Origin of the sequence: Lactococcus sp. FSL K6-0773 (genome assembly GCF_038006485.1) — a bacterium.
GTDB classification, from domain to species: domain Bacteria; phylum Bacillota; class Bacilli; order Lactobacillales; family Streptococcaceae; genus Lactococcus; species Lactococcus lactis.
On sequence record NZ_JBBOVF010000001.1, the window covers coordinates 1,573,579 to 1,590,293 of the forward strand.

Annotated in this window: 20 protein-coding genes and 1 pseudogene; 3 read left to right on the forward strand and 18 right to left on the reverse strand. The window is 36.1% G+C overall.

The genetic code is table 11. The annotated features are described in order from the left end of the window. Positions 1–125: 125 nt before the first annotated feature. From MHB61_RS07595 to MHB61_RS07620, 6 genes and pseudogenes are all read right to left on the reverse strand, one after another. Positions 126–938: a Cof-type HAD-IIB family hydrolase gene (locus tag MHB61_RS07595; protein WP_003131155.1), complete on the reverse strand. Its 813-nt coding sequence runs from the start codon at positions 936–938 to the stop codon at positions 126–128. Between the two features lie 88 nt (positions 939–1,026). Further along, on the reverse strand, positions 1,027–1,476 hold the full coding sequence (locus MHB61_RS07600; protein WP_003131154.1) for a hypothetical protein: 450 nt from the start codon (positions 1,474–1,476) through the stop codon (positions 1,027–1,029). A 624-nt stretch (positions 1,477–2,100) separates the two neighbouring features. Beyond that, positions 2,101–2,700, reverse strand: coding sequence for a hypothetical protein (locus MHB61_RS07605; protein WP_003131153.1), 600 nt, complete (start codon positions 2,698–2,700; stop codon positions 2,101–2,103). A gap of 11 nt (positions 2,701–2,711) precedes the next feature. Further along, positions 2,712–5,125: pseudogene (locus tag MHB61_RS07610) on the reverse strand (cell wall anchor protein). A 206-nt stretch (positions 5,126–5,331) separates the two neighbouring features. Next, on the reverse strand, positions 5,332–5,508 hold the full coding sequence (gene rpsU / locus MHB61_RS07615) for a 30S ribosomal protein S21 (RefSeq protein ID WP_003129844.1): 177 nt from the start codon (positions 5,506–5,508) through the stop codon (positions 5,332–5,334). An 85-nt stretch (positions 5,509–5,593) separates the two neighbouring features. After that, positions 5,594–5,956, reverse strand: coding sequence for a MerR family transcriptional regulator (locus tag MHB61_RS07620; RefSeq protein WP_137016397.1), 363 nt, complete (start codon positions 5,954–5,956; stop codon positions 5,594–5,596). Between the two features lie 228 nt (positions 5,957–6,184). Here MHB61_RS07620 and MHB61_RS07625 point away from each other — a divergent pair, with 228 nt between their 5' ends. Then, positions 6,185–7,606 carry an MDR family MFS transporter gene (locus MHB61_RS07625; RefSeq protein ID WP_014570364.1) on the forward strand — a complete coding sequence of 474 codons (1,422 nt, stop codon included), beginning with the start codon at positions 6,185–6,187 and terminating at the stop codon, positions 7,604–7,606. A gap of 110 nt (positions 7,607–7,716) precedes the next feature. Here MHB61_RS07625 and MHB61_RS07630 read toward each other — a convergent pair whose 3' ends face one another. Beyond that, entirely contained in the window at positions 7,717–8,262 is a 546-nt protein-coding gene (locus MHB61_RS07630; RefSeq protein ID WP_003129841.1) for a TetR/AcrR family transcriptional regulator, read from the reverse strand. Positions 8,263–8,411: 149 nt separating this feature from the next. Here MHB61_RS07630 and MHB61_RS07635 point away from each other — a divergent pair, with 149 nt between their 5' ends. Further along, the gene (locus MHB61_RS07635) at positions 8,412–8,915 is read left to right on the forward strand and encodes an alcohol dehydrogenase catalytic domain-containing protein (protein WP_249351765.1); all 504 of its coding nucleotides are present in this window, start codon (positions 8,412–8,414) and stop codon (positions 8,913–8,915) included. 146 nt (positions 8,916–9,061) lie between these two features. Further along, on the forward strand, positions 9,062–9,322 hold the full coding sequence (locus MHB61_RS07640) for a hypothetical protein (RefSeq protein ID WP_249351767.1): 261 nt from the start codon (positions 9,062–9,064) through the stop codon (positions 9,320–9,322). A gap of 32 nt (positions 9,323–9,354) precedes the next feature. On the opposite strand, the gene MHB61_RS07645 is transcribed toward MHB61_RS07640, so the two are convergent. The 11 genes from MHB61_RS07645 to yhbY form a co-directional block, all read right to left on the reverse strand. After that, positions 9,355–10,014 (reverse strand): uracil-DNA glycosylase, encoded by a 660-nt coding sequence (locus MHB61_RS07645; protein WP_003129839.1) that lies wholly within the window; start codon positions 10,012–10,014, stop codon positions 9,355–9,357. After that, the gene (locus tag MHB61_RS07650; protein WP_003129837.1) at positions 10,011–10,652 is read right to left on the reverse strand and encodes a GyrI-like domain-containing protein; all 642 of its coding nucleotides are present in this window, start codon (positions 10,650–10,652) and stop codon (positions 10,011–10,013) included. Before MHB61_RS07650 ends, MHB61_RS07645 begins: the two co-directional genes overlap by 4 nt. 66 nt (positions 10,653–10,718) lie before the next feature. Then, the gene (locus MHB61_RS07655; RefSeq protein ID WP_003129836.1) at positions 10,719–11,435 is read right to left on the reverse strand and encodes a YebC/PmpR family DNA-binding transcriptional regulator; all 717 of its coding nucleotides are present in this window, start codon (positions 11,433–11,435) and stop codon (positions 10,719–10,721) included. A gap of 155 nt (positions 11,436–11,590) precedes the next feature. Then, complete coding sequence (locus MHB61_RS07660) at positions 11,591–12,016, reverse strand: hypothetical protein (protein ID WP_014570363.1); 426 nt, start codon at positions 12,014–12,016, stop codon at positions 11,591–11,593. A gap of 68 nt (positions 12,017–12,084) precedes the next feature. Then, a complete protein-coding gene (locus MHB61_RS07665) occupies positions 12,085–13,254 on the reverse strand; it encodes a nucleotidyltransferase (RefSeq protein ID WP_137016399.1) in 1,170 nt (389 codons plus the stop codon). A 49-nt stretch (positions 13,255–13,303) separates the two neighbouring features. Beyond that, positions 13,304–14,038 (reverse strand): class I SAM-dependent DNA methyltransferase, encoded by a 735-nt coding sequence (locus tag MHB61_RS07670; protein WP_010905221.1) that lies wholly within the window; start codon positions 14,036–14,038, stop codon positions 13,304–13,306. A 100-nt stretch (positions 14,039–14,138) separates the two neighbouring features. After that, positions 14,139–14,498 (reverse strand): ribosome silencing factor, encoded by a 360-nt coding sequence (rsfS, locus tag MHB61_RS07675; protein WP_003129832.1) that lies wholly within the window; start codon positions 14,496–14,498, stop codon positions 14,139–14,141. Positions 14,499–14,663: 165 nt separating this feature from the next. After that, positions 14,664–15,089, reverse strand: a complete 426-nt coding sequence (locus tag MHB61_RS07680; protein ID WP_003129831.1) for a GNAT family N-acetyltransferase — start codon at positions 15,087–15,089, stop codon at positions 14,664–14,666. 45 nt (positions 15,090–15,134) lie between these two features. Beyond that, complete coding sequence (gene yqeK / locus MHB61_RS07685) at positions 15,135–15,725, reverse strand: bis(5'-nucleosyl)-tetraphosphatase (symmetrical) YqeK (protein ID WP_003129830.1); 591 nt, start codon at positions 15,723–15,725, stop codon at positions 15,135–15,137. Further along, a complete protein-coding gene (locus MHB61_RS07690) occupies positions 15,718–16,317 on the reverse strand; it encodes a nicotinate-nucleotide adenylyltransferase (RefSeq protein ID WP_012897052.1) in 600 nt (199 codons plus the stop codon). The genes yqeK and MHB61_RS07690 overlap by 8 nt, the downstream gene beginning before the upstream one ends. A 46-nt stretch (positions 16,318–16,363) precedes the next feature. After that, a complete protein-coding gene (yhbY, locus tag MHB61_RS07695) occupies positions 16,364–16,678 on the reverse strand; it encodes a ribosome assembly RNA-binding protein YhbY (protein ID WP_003129828.1) in 315 nt (104 codons plus the stop codon). Positions 16,679–16,715: the final 37 nt, after the last annotated feature.

Genomic DNA, 16,715 nt, shown 5'->3' on the forward strand with positions numbered 1-16,715 from the left:
CAAATCGATAGGTTAATTATATCACAAATTCGAATAATTTGGCTTTGAGAATTTTACTTTTAGCTTGTAAAGGGTTACTTTTAAAAGATTTTTACTGACAGATTTTTTTATTTTTAAAAATGAATTTAAAAAAGGCTGTCAGTAATATATTTTTGAATTCCATAAGCGACACCATCTTCTGTATTGCTTTTCGTAATCACTTTTCCTATTTTTTTTAAGTCATCAGAAGCATTTGCCATGACAATTGGTAACCCAACAGCTTTTAACATACTTAAATCATTTTCATTATCGCCAAATGCTGCAAGTTCGCTTTGCTCTAACTGTTCTCTTTGAGCAATAAATTGGACTGCTTTAGCTTTTTGAGCTTCAAGATGTGTAATCTCAAGATACGTTTCCCAAGTTTTTTGAATGATTATATCAGGAAAATTTAGCTTTTCTAAATGTTTTTTAATTTCTTCTAACTTACTTTCATTTGGTGTAATCAAAAGAATTTTAAATATTTCTAGTCTTGGTCGCTCAGTTATCAATGTTTCCAAATCTACTAACTTAGGAACCTGTGGAGTAAATTGCATTTCTTGTTCGATGTCTTTATCAATCTTTTCAACATACCAATCGCTTAAACTGTACAGGGGTAGATTTATTTCAGGATAATCTTTTTTGATTGTCTTAATCAATTCTTGAGCGCTAGCATGAACCATTGGATTTGCTTTAATAACTTCATTTTTAGCAAAAATAAGCCCGCCATTAAAAGCAACTTGTGAGCTTTTTAAATTCAATTGATTAATTAGACTCTCCATCGCTTGAGGTGCTCTTGCTGAAACCAAAGAAAACGGAAGATTAGAGTTTTCAATCACTTCTTGAGTCTTTTTGGAAATTTTACCTTGGTCATCAAGTAAAGTCCCGTCTAGGTCAGAAAAAATATGTTTAATCTTAGTCATCTTATCCCCCTCTATCCTCTATTTTAACAAAATTTACTGACAGATAAAGTAACTTTTAAAAACGAACTTTATAAAGTGGGAAAAATTATTATATTTTCTTTCTTCTGTTATCAATAATATCAGGATAGAGTTTTCGCAATTTTCTCGCTGACAATAGTGCAAAAATAGCAGCTAAAACTTGTAAGATAAAATTTAATAATGCTAACAGCGCGCCTATCTCTAATTCTAAAAGGTTATGAGCTTGATTTGCTAAAATAATTAAGAAAGCACTCAAACCACTCAAAATATTGAAAATATAAACTAAAATCGAAGCAATGCTTTTTATTTTTAATTTATGATTTTGAACATGAAGGGAAATCGCATAAATCACGATAAGTAAACCAAAACCCCAAGCTAAGTATGAGTCTGTTATAATCTTTGTAATCCGCAGCACAAGAATTATGAACACAGCTATAAACCAGATTACCAGAAATTTATTGTAATGATACGCTTTCTGAATCACTTCTTTTTCTTTATTTTCATCAATATCATTTTTCATTTTTCAACCTCCTTTCTCCTTTCTCTTTTCTAATTCTTTGATAGCTTGATTTCTAAATTTTCTTGCCCTACTGATATAAAACCAGTAAATATAGACAAGCATATTGACAAGCATTAAATCAATAATGTAGATTAACCAAAGTTCTATATCTCCTGACTCAGTATAAGTTCCACCTAATGTTATACCTATTCCTCCAAAAATCAGATCACAGATTATGAGGATATTTCCAAATACCTTGTCCTTGATTTTATAAAGTTTTTCTAGTCTTTTTATATCTTCTACTTTTTCAAAATTTCGATAATTAGTAAATTTTTTCTGAAAAATATAAGCTCAACCATGCTATAACAAAAGATAAAAGTAATAAAATAGTCGTCGTCAAAATTGCCCATTTTACAGGAGAAATCTTGGGAGAATGGCTTTCTACAAAATTTACCGTGGAAGACTGAAAAACTGATGATAAGATTGCAAAAGTTACTATGCCCATCCCTGTTATTTTTTATTACTCTTTATAAATAGTTCTTTATTTTTATAATTATAGCCATACCGTTCATCTGCGTTTCCTCCGATGTCAACTATACCTCTATTAGCGTATGTCTATTTCATCTTTTTTCTTTCTATGGTTGTTTAAGTAATCATACTATTATGTAAGTTTAAAATTTTTCTTCTATTCTTAGTCGCTCTATGATTTATATAAAACAAAAGGAAACATACAGTTATACCAAAAATCAAAGTTTGTATTAAAGCAAAAATAAACCCATCATTGTGAGTAAGATAAAAATTTCCCAATGGAAAAAGTATCGACATAAATAAAACAATAGCTCCCCAAATCATAGCTAACCTTAGACGATTTGAGCTCTCATATTTTTCAATATCCCTCCATTCGTTCTGGGATAGGGCACGATTTTGTCCACTAGCTTTAAATAACTTTTCATTTTTCCTATCTGTTATTAAAATAAAAACACAAGATATTAAAAAGGAAATTATGCAAAGCCCTAGGGAAGATAATAACAGCCACAATAAAATATTCATTTCATTTGAGAAATGATTCAAGTATAAAGAAAAATCTGTCAAAAATGGTGACAATAAGGAACCGCTTCCAATTATTGACCACAGCATTTTTTGATTTCCTTCACTAGTGACTTCATTTTTTCTCACAAATACCATTTGTGTTTTATTTTCAAAACCGTAACAAGATTCTTCATTAGTATAAAAATTGATAATCATCTATCGACACCTCACTTCCGTTTTCTGCGGTGGTCATAAAGATAATCATATCCAATAGATATCCCACGCATTACAATGAAAGCAGCTACTCCGATAGCTATTGCAGGTGCAAGTGCAGTAGTACCAGCAATAGCTAGTGTAGACATCCCACCTACAACTAAATTTATCCCCAATTCTGCAGAAGATTTAGCTGTCGCATCATCTATCCCTTTTCCTTTCGCAAGTTCAGTACCAAAAGTTATGGCAGGTCCAACAATAGGACTAACAGGACTTTCTTCTCCTATCATAAGTCCCCATTGAGCAAATTTTTCTGCTCCCAAACCAAAAACTTGGTCTCTTCCTTCATCTGACCACCAGTTTTCACCATTTCTACTACCTCCACCGTTATAATTATCTTCACTAACAAGTTGAGCTTCTTTAGAATAATAAGCAGATTGTGGTACATAATTTGGATAGTAAGTTCCGTTAGAATTACTATATCCTCCGCCTGACGAATAACCATTTCCACCAAAATAAGAATAACCTCCATCATAGTCATAATTATCATAAGTTGGTGCATAATAAATCACTGGCGCAATATAATTCGGCACATACTCGTAGCCATTGGCATAATAAGTCGTCGCATAGGGATTGCTCGTGTTGTAATAAACAATCGGTGGAACATATTTGTAGTAAACATCTAACGTTTCATCAGTTTTCGGATAAAGTCCTGACTCTGTGGTGCTTCCTTCGATGTAGTAATTACCAAAGTTATAAGGGACATTGACCGAATATGGCTTGTTATAAAGCCCCGTGATTGATTGTTGTCCTAGATAAATACCGTCCGTACCATAATAATCATAAGTGACGGTACTTTGGATGTGATAATAATCACCAACTATTATTGTGTTCCCATTTCTGTGCTGACTTTCTTGTCCATAAGCATAATGTGGGAATTTACTGGCTGGTACATTCCAAGAAACATTTGGAAACCAGATAAATTGATGTTGGGGAACGATAAGCTGATTGTTTTCGTCCGCATCATAATAGTTAAGATAAACAATATCTCTGACTTGGGTCGTCAAATGTGCTTGAAGCGCTGAACCAAAGAGGTCATAGCGAACCCCTTGCGAATATTGATAAGAATCTCCACTACGTACTGGTGCTGGGCTGTAAAAATCATAGTCAAAGTTTGACAGAAAACCGACACCCAGATAACCGCCATAAGGGAGACTAGCTTGACCATTCAAGTCGGTATCAGGGCTTGTAGTATCATAAATAACACCACTTGAATCTGTCGCAAGATTAGTGGTCTTTGGAATGACCGTTAAAAGGTTGGCAAGATTGGTTTTGACTCCTTGGGCCATATCAATATCCGTTGTGATAAAAGAGGCGAGAACAGGGATTTGAAAATTCGTATTATGTACGACGATTTGATAATTGAGATTGACATTATTTGCCCCGTAGTAGAGGGCGACAATCGAGTTTCCGTCGGAATTGGTAATGTTTTGTTCGCCTGTAAAAGCCAATCCAATCGGACAGTCAGACGTACTTTCTGCGGGGACTTGCCAACTTGATTCATCTGCTGAAATGACTTTGTAGATCAAATCTAGATTGGTTCCGGCTAGGGTCCTTCCAACATTAGTAATTCGTCCAGAATCTCCTGCATTCATAGTATAAGTGGTCGCAGGTATGGTCGGGCCGTCCGTTTGTCCAAAGTTTTCAGTACTGATTTGACCTGTTGTTTGACCTGTGATTGGAATAACCTCTGTATTTGCCGACCAATGAAGACCATCAGGCGTTAAAAAGTTATTGGACACAAGATTATTAGCCTTGATTGTAATATTGATACCATCTAGCGTGGCTGGTCCTGTAATGTCATTGGCGACTGAACCGGTCGCAGAAATCGAGCTGATTACAGGGTCTTGACCATTTTGGCTTGGCTGGCAATTGAACCATTTGTGAGAGCAGGATTTATGATTGTTCCGCTCGCCGATAGGCTTGAAGCAATTGTGACATTTGCTTTTGATGAATCCATCGGGAAACTTGGGGCTTTTGAAGTCGAGGAACTTGTCGGTGCTGAACTTGAACTCATTGAAGCTGAAACTCCCGATGAGCTCGCACTTCCTTCTGTACTTGGAGCTAAGCTTGCTTGTGAAGTTGGTGAACTTGCCTCTAAAGCTGATGAGCTTACCTGCGAAGTGGGCACTTCTGCCTGTGAACTTCCTGCATTTCCTTCGGTTGTCGAATCAGACACGGCAAGAGAAGAATTTACAGTTGGATCGGTGACAGCTTCAGTTTGACTTGGTGGGGTAACAGCCAAATTTTCATCAGCCTTTACTGCTAAAGGCAGACTAGTCACTAACAAACTTAAAAGAATTCCAGTGCTAAGTAACCAAAATTTACTTGATGACTTCATCTGAAAGTGCTTTTTCTGATTTTCCAATGCAAAACCTCCTTTTAGTGAATATTTTTTGTTTTCTGATTATTTAATATTATACGCTTAATTAGAAACTTTAGTAAAAATAAAGTAATTATTTTAACTTAATTTAAAAACAAGACTTTTAGAATACAAAAAACCCACCAAAAGTGGTAGGCTGCTATTTTAAAACTAAAAAATCACTGACAAAAGTCAGTGATTAAAAATTCTAATTAGTATTTTTTACGTTTACGTGCTGCTTCTGATTTACGTTTACGTTTTACAGAAGGTTTTTCGTAGTGTTCACGTTTGCGAAGCTCTTGAAGAGTTCCAGCTTTTGTTACTGAACGTTTGAAGCGACGGAGTGCGTCGTCAAGTGATTCATTTTTGCGTACAAGTGTTTTTGACATAGATTTTCACCCCATTTCCAGCTCGAGAGTTCGTGGTCTTTCACACGACTTTCCTATTATATCAAATGGAAAAGACCTTGTCAAACTAGACTAGCTTTGTCGCCTCCTCATTTAAGCGTTCTTGATGAATATTAATTTTTTTATCCAAATAAGCCATCGATTTTTCAAGTTCGGCTAATTCTTTTTCCATTTCCTTTTTACGAGCTTTTAAAACTCCAATTATCATTTCATGCTTATCTGTATTGGCAAAAACTTCTTTAATTTGTGCTAGGCTCAATCCGGCACAGCGATAATGGCGAATGGCATTAATTCTTGATTCTATTGCCTCATCAAAATCACGAATTCCAGCTTTAGTGCGTGGAACTGAGATTAATCCTTCTTTTTCATAGAATCGTAGATTGTAGGCTGAAATTCCTGTTCTCCCTGCAACTGTCGCAATCGTAACCATTTTTTCTCCTTTGAACTTATAAAAATCACTTTTTTATGGCAATTTTACTTTTTTATTTTATTAATTAATAAAAAGTCAATTTTTTCTCTTGACTTAGAGTAACTCTAACTTGCTATAATATAGCATGTTGATTTCAAAGTGTCAACCACCGCATTTTGAATCTTATTTTAAAATAGAAAAGAGTAAAAATTGAATAAAATACAAGAAAAACGTTCCATAAGAGCCTTTATGCTCTCCAATGTGATGGCAGGTTTAGAAGGGTCAATCGTAGCGACCGCTCTACCTGCAATGATGGCGGAATTACATGGAATTAAATTAATGAGTTGGGTTGTAACCATTTATATGCTCCTCATGGCGGTTTCTTCTCCCATTTGGACGAAATTAGCCGAACGCTTTGAATATAAACAAATGTTTGTGCTTGGCACACTCTTATTTACAATAGGTTCTCTCGGCGAAGGATTAGCCATTAATATGCTAATGGTTATTGTCGCACGCGCGCTCATGGGACTTGGTGCTGGTGTGATGATTCAACTTCCTTTTGTCATCTATGGAATGATGTATCAAGCCGATGAGCGAAGACGAGTGATTGGAAATACTGTCGCTGCTTATTCATTTTCAACTATTGCAGGACCAATTGTCGGGGGGCTGATTGTCACTTTACTTGACTGGCGTTGGGTCTTTTTCATCAATATTCCAATTGGGATTTATATGGCTTTTATTGTTTGGAAAAATTTCGACTTGAAAACAGACCATACTAAAAAATCAATTGATTTTGCTGGCTCTGCTTCTTTATCCATCGCTGTCATTGCAATAATGTTGCTTTTCCAAATGATGGGAAATGCAGTCATTAATCTTCCTCTCCTCCTTATCTTATTAGTTGTAAGTTTTCTCTTTTTCATCGGATTTTATTTTGCTGAAAAACGGGCAGTTGACCCAATCGTTCCACTTGAACTTTTCAAAAACCCTTCATTTATCGCTAAAAATATCATGTTTTTCATGCAATATGGCTTCTTTGGTTTTTACACAAATTATCTGCCTACTTGGGGACAAGGAGTCATGGGCGCAACGGCTTTAGTCGGCGGAATGGTTTTGATTCCATCAGCAATCATGCTGGTTATAGGCACTAGAAATGTCAATCATCTCATTCAAAAAGTGGGAGAAAAGAAAACAATCTATATTGGATTTTCCATTATGGTTTTAGGGGCAATTTTCTTATTTAGCTTGCCTGAACATGCCTCAATTATGATGCTCTTTGTGGCAACAGCAATTCTTGGAACTGCCTTTGGAATTGTCAATATCACCTTGCAAGTTGCGGTTCAAGAAAGTGTTGCTAAGCATTTGATTGGTGCAGCGACCGCGGTTAATGCACTACTAAGAACAATGGGAACAACGCTTGTTTTATCTGGGCTATCCATTGCCCTTAATCGTACATTTACTGAGGCAACAGCACATAATCCAAAACTTACAACAACACTTCTTAATCAAATTTCTGATGCAAAAGCTTTAAAAAATATTCCAGTAAATCTTATTGCCCCTTTGCGTCACACCTTATTTAACGGCATGCACTTGCTTGCTCTTATCTCAGGATTACTTCTTTTCATCGCTCTTTTTGTCAATTGGCTCGACCCTTGGAAAAAAGGCTTAGAATAGGAAAAAAACTGCTGACAGGCTCGTCAGTAGTTTTTATTTTGCTGACAAAACTTCTGTCATAGGATAGCCGTTTGCGCTTTAGCGCATTTACGGATATGCTAGTATTTCCGTCAGTAATTTTTGAGTTCATTAAAGTCTGCAATTGATTTTTCTAATAAATGATGTAAACTGTCAGCATCATTTTCTAACCATTCTTCCCAAGCCACACTATAAACTGCTCGAGCTAGGCGAACAGCTAATCTTGCACTTCTTTCACCATAAGCTATCAGTAAATATTCAACTAATAGTTCTTCGATTTTGCTTTGTTTTAAAAGTTCGCGTTCTTCCAAATCTGGGTGACTGGCAATTATTTTTTGTCTTTTGACTGTTCTTTCTCGATGTTCATCAAAGAAGTCTGCAGCGTAAAAATAACTTTCAAGAACAATAGCCAAAGGATTATTCGCTTTTGATTCTTTCATTTTCGTCAGTAACATTTGGCTGTATTGCTCACCGCCAGCAAAGAAAATATCTGCTTTATTTTTAAATTTACGAAAAAATGTTCGCTCTGTTAAACCAGCTTTGGTGGCAATTTGTAGAACAGTTGTATTCTCATAACCTTGCGCTGTAATCAATTCCAAGGCTGCTTCATATAATTTTTCTTGACTTGTTTTTTTCATCTCTTCCCCTAAATGTCAGTTTGTGACATTTCCCTTGACAAGACTCCTCTAAAGGATTATACTATTCTCAAATGTCAGTTACTGACATTATATAAAATGCCTTTAAAACTGTCAAGAAAAGTTGATAAAGCACATTAAGGAGAAAATAAATGGTTAAAGCACTACAATACAAAACATTTGGTAAACCCGATGTTCTTCAACTCGTGGACCTTCCTCTCGTCCATCCAAAAGCTGACGAAGTTTCTATCAAAGTCAGTCATGTTGGACTCAATCCAATGGATTGGGCTATTATGGGAAATCCTGAAGTGGCTCCAAATTTTGGTGTCAAACTTCCCCAAACTTTTGCCTATGATTTTGCTGGAATAATCGATGAAATTGGTCCAGAAGTGACCGACTTTAAAGTTGGTGACCATGTTTTTGGAACAACAATGAGAGGTGCAGCAACCGAACAACTCATTTTTTCAACGAAAGAACGTGGACTTTTTCATAGACCCGATTTTGTAGAAGATGACGTCACCTCTACTCTTGCCGTGGCTGGCCATACTGCGGCAGTTGCTCTGCGAAAAGCTCACGTAACAGCAGGGGATACTCTTTTAGTTGGTGGTGCAGCCGGTGGCGTAGGAATTTTTACGGTTCAACTTGCTCAAATTTAGGCGCTAAAGTAATCGGTACTGCTTCTGACTCTACCGCTGACTTCCTACAAGATTTAGGTGCCGAACAAATAAGTTATGGCCCGGGTCTGGCTGACCGTTTGAAAAATAAAGAAATCACGGCGGCTATCGATCTATTCAGCCATGAAATGCTTAAAGCTGCTCTCGAATTAGGAGTCAAAGCCGATAAGATGTCGACTGTCATCATGTATCCAGAGCCTCCAGCTGGGATTCCAACGGCTACAGGTGGCGAAGCTCTTCCTTCTGATATGGAAATGATTTTAAATGCCATCTCTAATCATCAACTGACGGTTCCAATTGCAGCTAAGTACTCTATCGATGACTATTTGGAAGCAATCAACTTACAGATGAATCGTCACGCACATGGAAAAATCGTTCTTTATTTTTAAATAAATAAAAAAACAGTCAAATCAGACTGTTTTTATTTACTCCAATCAATTGGACTTTGACCAGATTCAACCAGAAATTCATTGGTTTTTGAGAAAGGATGCGAACCAAAAAATCCACGACTTGCTGACAAAGGTGACGGATGCGCCGCTTCTAGTATGAGATGCTTACTTCCATCAATTAGTTTGGCTTTCTTTCTAGCAAAACCACCCCAAAGAATGAAAACTTTTGGTCGCTCATCATCTGAGGCAATCTTGATAATTTCGTCTGTCAACGGTTCCCAAATTTTACCAGCATGGGCATTTGAAGCAAACTCAGGTACGGTCAGAACTGCGTTTAGAAGTAAAACACCTTGTTCGGCCCAAGCCGTCAAATCACTGTCATCTTTAGAAAAACCTTCCTCACGCAATTCTTTTTGGATATTAACAATCGAGTCTGGACGATTCACTTTGAAAGTAGCAGGATAAGAAAAAGCCAAGCCTTGAGCTTTCCCGGGCTGAGGGTAAGGGTCTTGCCCAACAATGATAACCTTTGTTTGTGCCAAAGGAGTCAATTCAATCGCCCGAAAAATTTGATTTTCTGGTGGATATACTTTGCCCTCTTGATAAGTCTGATTGATAAATTCAATCATTTTAGGAAAATAATCTTCTGCTAATCGATTGCGTAAGGGTTGTGACCAATCTGTTTTCTTCATTTTTCTTGTCCTCTCTCCACAAAAATTCGGAGGGTTGTTTTCAATTTTTCTGTTGCTGTCTTTCTGAAATCACTGATATAAATTTCTCGATGATGAAATTCTTTGTAAACAGCTTTTAAATCATGTTCTTTAGCATACTCAAAGAGTTTCTCAAAGCTTTCCCCTTCGTCATCAAAAGAACCTAAATGAATGGTTTGCAGACATAATCCGTCTTGAATAGCTTCAAATTTAACTTTTGATAAATCAAATCCTTTTTTACTCTCAACTAACTTCTTAGCTTTTTCAACTATTTCAGAATCCACAAAATCGGGCATTCTAATCATCAATCGCCAAATAAAGTCATTTTTATCTAGTTTACCAGCTCTAGGTTCATTTTTACTGGTCCATAAACCTTCAAGAGGCGGAACCACAAAAGGTTGGAAATTTTCAATTATAAAGTCTGGGTTTCGATAAGACATTGAAATCATATAGGCTGTCGCATACAAATATTGAATGGCTTCTTGAAAAGCTGGACTTGTTGGTGCTCCTTTGCCATCTATCATTAGATAATTAAGGGCAGGCAGCTCAATTAAAGAAATTCCTTTTGGTAAATAATAATTTTTATCAGATTTTTTATAATCAATTTTCGGGCTAGACATGCTTTTATTATATCAAATTTATAAATAAAAAAAACCTGCCTTAATGACAGATTTTTTATTTTCAAATTAGAGATTTGCAACGTTATGATAAACTTTTTGGACGTCATCGTCATCTTCAAGAGCATCAATGAGTCCTTCAAAGATTTCTAAATCTTCAGGTGAAAGTTCAACTTCTGATTGAGGAATCATTTCTAATTCTGTTGTTGAGAACTCAGTAATTCCAGCTTCTTTAAGTGCTGCAATTCCTTTATGAAGGTCTGTTGGTTCTGTATAAACAACAATATTTCCTTCTTCTTCGGTCACATCATGAACATCAACTTCAGCATCAAGCAAAATTTCAAAGATATGGTCAGGGTCAGTTCCTTCAAAAACAATCACCCCTGTATTGTCAAACATATAGCTGACAGCACCGGCTGCTCCGATATTCCCACCATTTTTGTGGAAAGTAGTACGGACATTAGCGATTGTACGGTTAACATTTGAAGTCAAAGTTTCGGCGATAACCATTGAACCATTTGGTCCAAATCCTTCATAACGTCCTTGAACGAAAGTTTCATCACCACCACCTTTGGCTTTATCGATTGCTTTATCAATAACGTGTTTTGGAACTTGCGCTTGTTTGGCACGTTCAATAACGAATTTTAATGATGAATTTGATTCTGGATCTGGTTCACCTTGTTTAGCAGCGGCATAGATTTCAACACCGAATTTTGCATATACTTTAGAAGTTGCACCGTCTTTAGCGGTTTTTTTAGCAACAATATTGGCCCATTTACGTCCCATTGGAATAATCTCCTTGAAATTTTATTTAAATTATTGGCAGAGGATTAATCTGCATGATTTTTTCTATCATATTATATCACAATTTGTAAAGGCTCGTCTATGAGAAATCAAAAAAATCCCGATTTTACGGGATTTTACTTTAATTTCATCAGGGATTATTCTTGTGAGGAAATTTCATTAGAGTTTTCTTCACCTTCTTTTATTTTCATTCTTAATAAGAACACGGCAGCAATAATCCATAAAACAAGCGAAACAAATATAATAACCCAAGCAAAGATTCCTGCAATCAGTGTTAAAATTGCTGCTGCATTGCTCAAATTGAATCTTCTATTTTGGCGAAGTAAAATAATCGCAAGGATAAATGTTGCTATTCCTACAAACCCAATAATAATTTTGATAAACATAGCAGGGCCAGAATTTGCTGCATTAAATCCGGCTTCAAAGCTGTTTGAACCAGTTGAATTGAGTGCTTGCGATAGTGAAGCCATTGAAACGATGGTTGAAAGCACAACCAAGGCAGCACCAATGATGTTAAGAATCCCCGTCACTTTGACAAGATTCTTCATGCTTTTTTCAGTCATAATAAAAATTCCTTTTCTTTTTATCATAACATATTTTTACGTTATTTACAAATATTTATCGTAAATGTCTATCTGATTGATGAACGAATTGGTTTTCGACCAAAATTTTGTTCTTCAAATTGAACATTTCCTAATTGATAAATTTCATCAGCTTTTTGTGTCAAGTTGTCCCATGGGTTTTGCCCAATTTTACTGATAATTTTTCCCCGATTTTGAGCTAAAATTTCTTGACCAGTTTTTGAAAAGCCTAGCACATGAATTTGTTCTGGTAAATCAAACTGCTTTGGAATATTTAACAAAATATAAGTTAAAAGCCTACGAACACGTACTTTCGTATAACGTTTGGTATAAACTTGTTCGACCAATTCATCAAAATTTTTAGCAGATTTGACCGCCTTTTTTAAGCGGACAGAAAGTTCTTGATTGACTTGAAAAATATTTTCCAAGTGCTCATCAACTCGAATTTTATATTGCAGAAGTGGAAAATAAGCTGCCCAATTAGTTTTTGGACTTGCATAAGCCGCTAAAATGGCTGACGGAACATGATTTTTTATTGCTGACAAGTCTGTCAGCACCAATTTATTACTGACAGATTGATTAGTTTGCTCTGTCAGTAAATTTTGCCTTTCTGTCAGTGAAAATAACTCCTGACGGAGTGCGGTTGCACTAGCAAATCCTTCTGTCAGCTCTAGTGAATGAAATTTTCCGACGCGTTTAATCGCTTGTAAATTAATTTGTTTACCTGCCGCTGCTTTAGCATAGGCAAGAGCTAAGACGTGATTTGGTGTGTTCCCGTCAAATTCAATTCCCGTAAAATGCTGCCACATTTTTTGAGTTTTTTCAGGGTAGGAAAGCTGGTCAGCTAATGATTGAATGTAACTTTCCATTTCCTCCCCTCTTTTTTCATAAATATCAGCAATTTCATTATAATCAATTGCTGATTCTGAACCAAAAGCCAGGTCAGTAATTCCAAGATTTTTTAAAATATCCACAGCACCACTTGCAAAAAAATCAGCTGCCTGTGCCGAAACAGTGACAGGTAATTCAACCACTAAATCAGCACCACAAGCTAAAGCCATTTGTGCTCTCGTCCATTTATCAAAAATAGCAGGCTCACCTCGCTGCATCCAATTCCCTGACATGGCTACTATTTTTATGCCCTCAATCTGGTTCAAAAGATATTCATGTCCTTTATGAAATGGATTAAATTCGGCAATAATTCCTGTAATCTTATTCATTTTCTACCTCTAAAAAAATCTGTCAGTAACTGACAGAAATATTTTTCGATTATTTTTTACAGACAAAGAACCAACGCGCACTTTCTTCGCTCGGCGCCTCGTCAGTAAAATCTGCACAGACCATCGCTTCTTTAAAGCCAGCAGTTGCCAAGCGTGCGAGATAATCGTCGATTGGATAAGTCCGTTCTTCATGAACTTCGTCTTTTCGTGTAAATTTCCCATCAGAACCCTGAATGAAAAAACTTAATTCATGGACAATAGAATGTGGAACTTCTCCTGCAAATGAGTCCCATAAAAAAGCAAAATCTTCCGCATTTTCATGGTAAGAGTAATTGGGGAAAACTTCATCTACTTGATAAGTTGAATGCACATCAAAAATAAAAGTTCCACCTTCATTTAGTATTTCAAAAACACCATCAAACGTAGCTTGTAATTCATCCAAATTTTCCAAATAGCAAAGTGAGTCAGAATAGCAAGTTACCGCATCAAATTTTCCAAGTCCAGAAAGTTCGCGCATATCTCCAGCAGTAAAATCAAGTTGATAACCAGCTTGTCGAGCTTTTTTACTGGCCAAAGTTAACATTTCTTCAGAAATATCAAGTCCGGTCACTTTGTAACCTTCTTGGGCCAAACGAACTGATAAAGCACCAGAGCCACAAGCTAATTCAAAAACTGATTTTGTTTCTTTTGGTAAATGTCTTTTTGTAAAATCAAGCCATTGCTCATAAAGTTCTTGGTCCATGACCTGATCATAGACTCTCGAAAAATCTTCGTAAAATACCATTTCAGCCCTTTCTAGAATTACTGACAGCTCTTTTAATAGGGCTGTCAGTAAATTTTAAAATAAATAAGAGCTCTGTCAGTAAGACCGACAAAGCTATTAATTATTCAGCCATAAATCCAGAAATATCTACCATTGGTGCATCAGACCAAAGTTTTTCTAAATTAAAGTGTCCACGTTCATCATGTCCAAAGACACTGACTACGATATCACCAAGGTCAATCAAAACCCAACCTGTTTTTGCATCGCCTTCAATATGACCTGCTGCTTTTGCTCCAGCAAGTTCAGCCGCTTCAGCAATATTATCAGCAATTGCATCTAACTGACGGCTATTCATTGCTTCCATGATCACAAAATAATCTGCAACAAATGTCACTTCAGACATATCTAAGGCCACAATATCAAGTGCTTTTTTATCATCGGCTGCTTTTACAACCACTTCAAGTAATTTTTTTGAATCCAATTCTTTCCTCCGAGACTTTTTGCCTCTTTTTATTCATTAAAAATCTTTTTAAGATTTATTATTCATTTTCTCTAGCTTCTTTACAATCAAATGTAAAAACTAGACCCACTTATTTTAACATAAAAAGTTACAGCAACCAAAAGTTGCCTGTTATATTCATTATTTTTAGAGAAATTTTAAAAAACGCTTCTGTGAATGATTACTGGTATAACCTTGATGTTCATAAAATTGATGCGCCTCATGCCTTTTCACTCCGGAGTTCAGTCTAATAACTTTAATCTCTCTCGCTTTAGCCTTTTCTTCTAAGGCATTAAGTAATTGAGCCCCAATTCCCTGTCCTTGATTTTTTTCATCCACAACTAAACCTAAGACATTTAGCATCACTTGTTCAGCATAAACCGGAGCATAAATTTCCGCTTCGATGAAAGCTGTCACTCTTTCTCCCAATTCAAAAACAAGAAATTCATGGTCAGCATCTTTTAAAATACGTGCAAGATTTTTCTTGACAGCCACTTCAGAAATTGGATAACCAAGTACTCCAGAAAGGCGAGCAATGTCAAGATAATCTTTCATTTCAGCTTTTCTAATCATTCATTTTCCTCTGTTCATAATAAGCAGTTTATCTCTAACGATATTTCAAGACAAATAACCAATAAAAGCATTATAGGCTTCAAAAGTTTGAGGGTAAATGGTCAAACGACGTTCTGCCAAATACTCAACCAAACGCATGGTTTCAAAAGCAACTGCTTGATTTAAATCTTGATTAGCAACGGCACGGGCTTCAATGACCCCAGGAAATGTTCGACCTTCCTCAATGTAATCTGCTACATACAACACCTTAGCCAAACCAGACATTTCTTTATCTCCGACCGTATGAATCTCAATCGCCCTTAAAACTTCTTCATCTTCAAGTCCGAAATCTTCACGCATTTTATAAATTCCGACTTTTCCATGCCAAATATTATTATCCCAATTTTTCAAATCAGAATCTAAGCCATATTTATCAATCAAGGCTAGAAAAGTTTCATCATCCACTTCTTTACAATAGTCATGTAAAAGTCCAGCTAAACTTGCTTTATGCGGGTCAACTTCATATTTTTGCGCTAACGCAATCGCTGCTTTTTCCACACCGAGCATATGTTCAAAACGTGATTTTTTGACCATGCTAGCAATTTTCGCTAACAAATCCTCTCTTGATAAATTCACTTCTGGATAAAAGTCAAACATATAAGCCTTCTTTCAAAATGTAATCTAAAACCTTCGGTGCCAAAAGAAAATGTGGTTTAATTCCACGGTGCAATTGTTCCCGAATCAAATTTCCAGAAATATCCATCATTGGAACATCCACCCACATAATCGGATAAGAAGTTCCTGCCCGATAACGAGGCCTACGAATCCCAACGAATTGAACTAATTCTAATAACTCATCAATATGTGCCCAATGAGCTAAACCAGAAATCATGTCACCACCGATAATAAAATAAAAATCACAATCTGGATTTTCTTCATGAAGCTCAAGTACCGTTTGATAAATATCAGCGCCATCTTTAGCTTTCAGGCGACAAGCGTCTACTTCTAAACCAGGACAATCTTCAATAGCTGCGGTCAGCATAGCTGCAACATGCCCGTCAGTATTATGTTCTGGTAAAAAGACAACTTTTTCCAAATTAAGTTCTTGGCGCACTTGGTCAGCAATTGTCAAATGGCCAACATGAACAGGATTAAAATTACCCCAAAAAAGTCCGATTGCCCGTCGTTTCTCGTCTTCTTTAGCTTTTAATTCTACCTTTGTAAAAGGAGTCAATAAATCTATTGCCATTTGTTCACCCATTATATCTTAGTCTTTGATTATTTTTTAGAACACTTTATTTCACAATATTTTTAACTTCAACCGAAATTTTGCGATTTTCTTTGCGGTCAGAAACTTTAAACACAATGAGATTTCGACCGATGATTTGAACCACATCAAGTCCCATTTCTTCAATTGCTTCTGCCACATCTGTTGCCACTTCATCTGAGTTTTGTAAAATATTAACTTTGATTAGTTCACGTGCATCAGCAGCATTACGAATGCTTGTCAAAATTTCATTAGACAAACCACTTTTGCCAATTTGAACAATTGGTTTAATATTAACTGCCAAGCTACGCAAGTAGCGTTTTTGTTTTCCGTTCATTTCCATGATTTAATTTTTCCTATTTCTATTTTTAAAATTTCCG

Coding starts and splice junctions, on each gene's coding strand:
- MHB61_RS07595 (WP_003131155.1), bottom strand. CDS start 938: ATGACTAAGATTAAACATATTTTTTCTGACCTAGACGGGACTTTACTT.
- MHB61_RS07600 (WP_003131154.1), bottom strand. CDS start 1,476: ATGAAAAATGATATTGATGAAAATAAAGAAAAAGAAGTGATTCAGAAA.
- MHB61_RS07605 (WP_003131153.1), bottom strand. CDS start 2,700: ATGATTATCAATTTTTATACTAATGAAGAATCTTGTTACGGTTTTGAA.
- rpsU (WP_003129844.1), bottom strand. CDS start 5,508: ATGTCAAAAACACTTGTACGCAAAAATGAATCACTTGACGACGCACTC.
- MHB61_RS07620 (WP_137016397.1), bottom strand. CDS start 5,956: ATGGTTACGATTGCGACAGTTGCAGGGAGAACAGGAATTTCAGCCTAC.
- MHB61_RS07625 (WP_014570364.1), top strand. CDS start 6,185: ATGCTCTCCAATGTGATGGCAGGTTTAGAAGGGTCAATCGTAGCGACC.
- MHB61_RS07630 (WP_003129841.1), bottom strand. CDS start 8,262: ATGAAAAAAACAAGTCAAGAAAAATTATATGAAGCAGCCTTGGAATTG.
- MHB61_RS07635 (WP_249351765.1), top strand. CDS start 8,412: ATGGTTAAAGCACTACAATACAAAACATTTGGTAAACCCGATGTTCTT.
- MHB61_RS07640 (WP_249351767.1), top strand. CDS start 9,062: ATGCTTAAAGCTGCTCTCGAATTAGGAGTCAAAGCCGATAAGATGTCG.
- MHB61_RS07645 (WP_003129839.1), bottom strand. CDS start 10,014: ATGAAGAAAACAGATTGGTCACAACCCTTACGCAATCGATTAGCAGAA.
- MHB61_RS07650 (WP_003129837.1), bottom strand. CDS start 10,652: ATGTCTAGCCCGAAAATTGATTATAAAAAATCTGATAAAAATTATTAT.
- MHB61_RS07655 (WP_003129836.1), bottom strand. CDS start 11,435: ATGGGACGTAAATGGGCCAATATTGTTGCTAAAAAAACCGCTAAAGAC.
- MHB61_RS07660 (WP_014570363.1), bottom strand. CDS start 12,016: ATGACTGAAAAAAGCATGAAGAATCTTGTCAAAGTGACGGGGATTCTT.
- MHB61_RS07665 (WP_137016399.1), bottom strand. CDS start 13,254: ATGAATAAGATTACAGGAATTATTGCCGAATTTAATCCATTTCATAAA.
- MHB61_RS07670 (WP_010905221.1), bottom strand. CDS start 14,038: ATGGTATTTTACGAAGATTTTTCGAGAGTCTATGATCAGGTCATGGAC.
- MHB61_RS07680 (WP_003129831.1), bottom strand. CDS start 15,089: ATGATTAGAAAAGCTGAAATGAAAGATTATCTTGACATTGCTCGCCTT.
- yqeK (WP_003129830.1), bottom strand. CDS start 15,725: ATGTTTGACTTTTATCCAGAAGTGAATTTATCAAGAGAGGATTTGTTA.
- MHB61_RS07690 (WP_012897052.1), bottom strand. CDS start 16,317: ATGGCAATAGATTTATTGACTCCTTTTACAAAGGTAGAATTAAAAGCT.
- yhbY (WP_003129828.1), bottom strand. CDS start 16,678: ATGGAAATGAACGGAAAACAAAAACGCTACTTGCGTAGCTTGGCAGTT.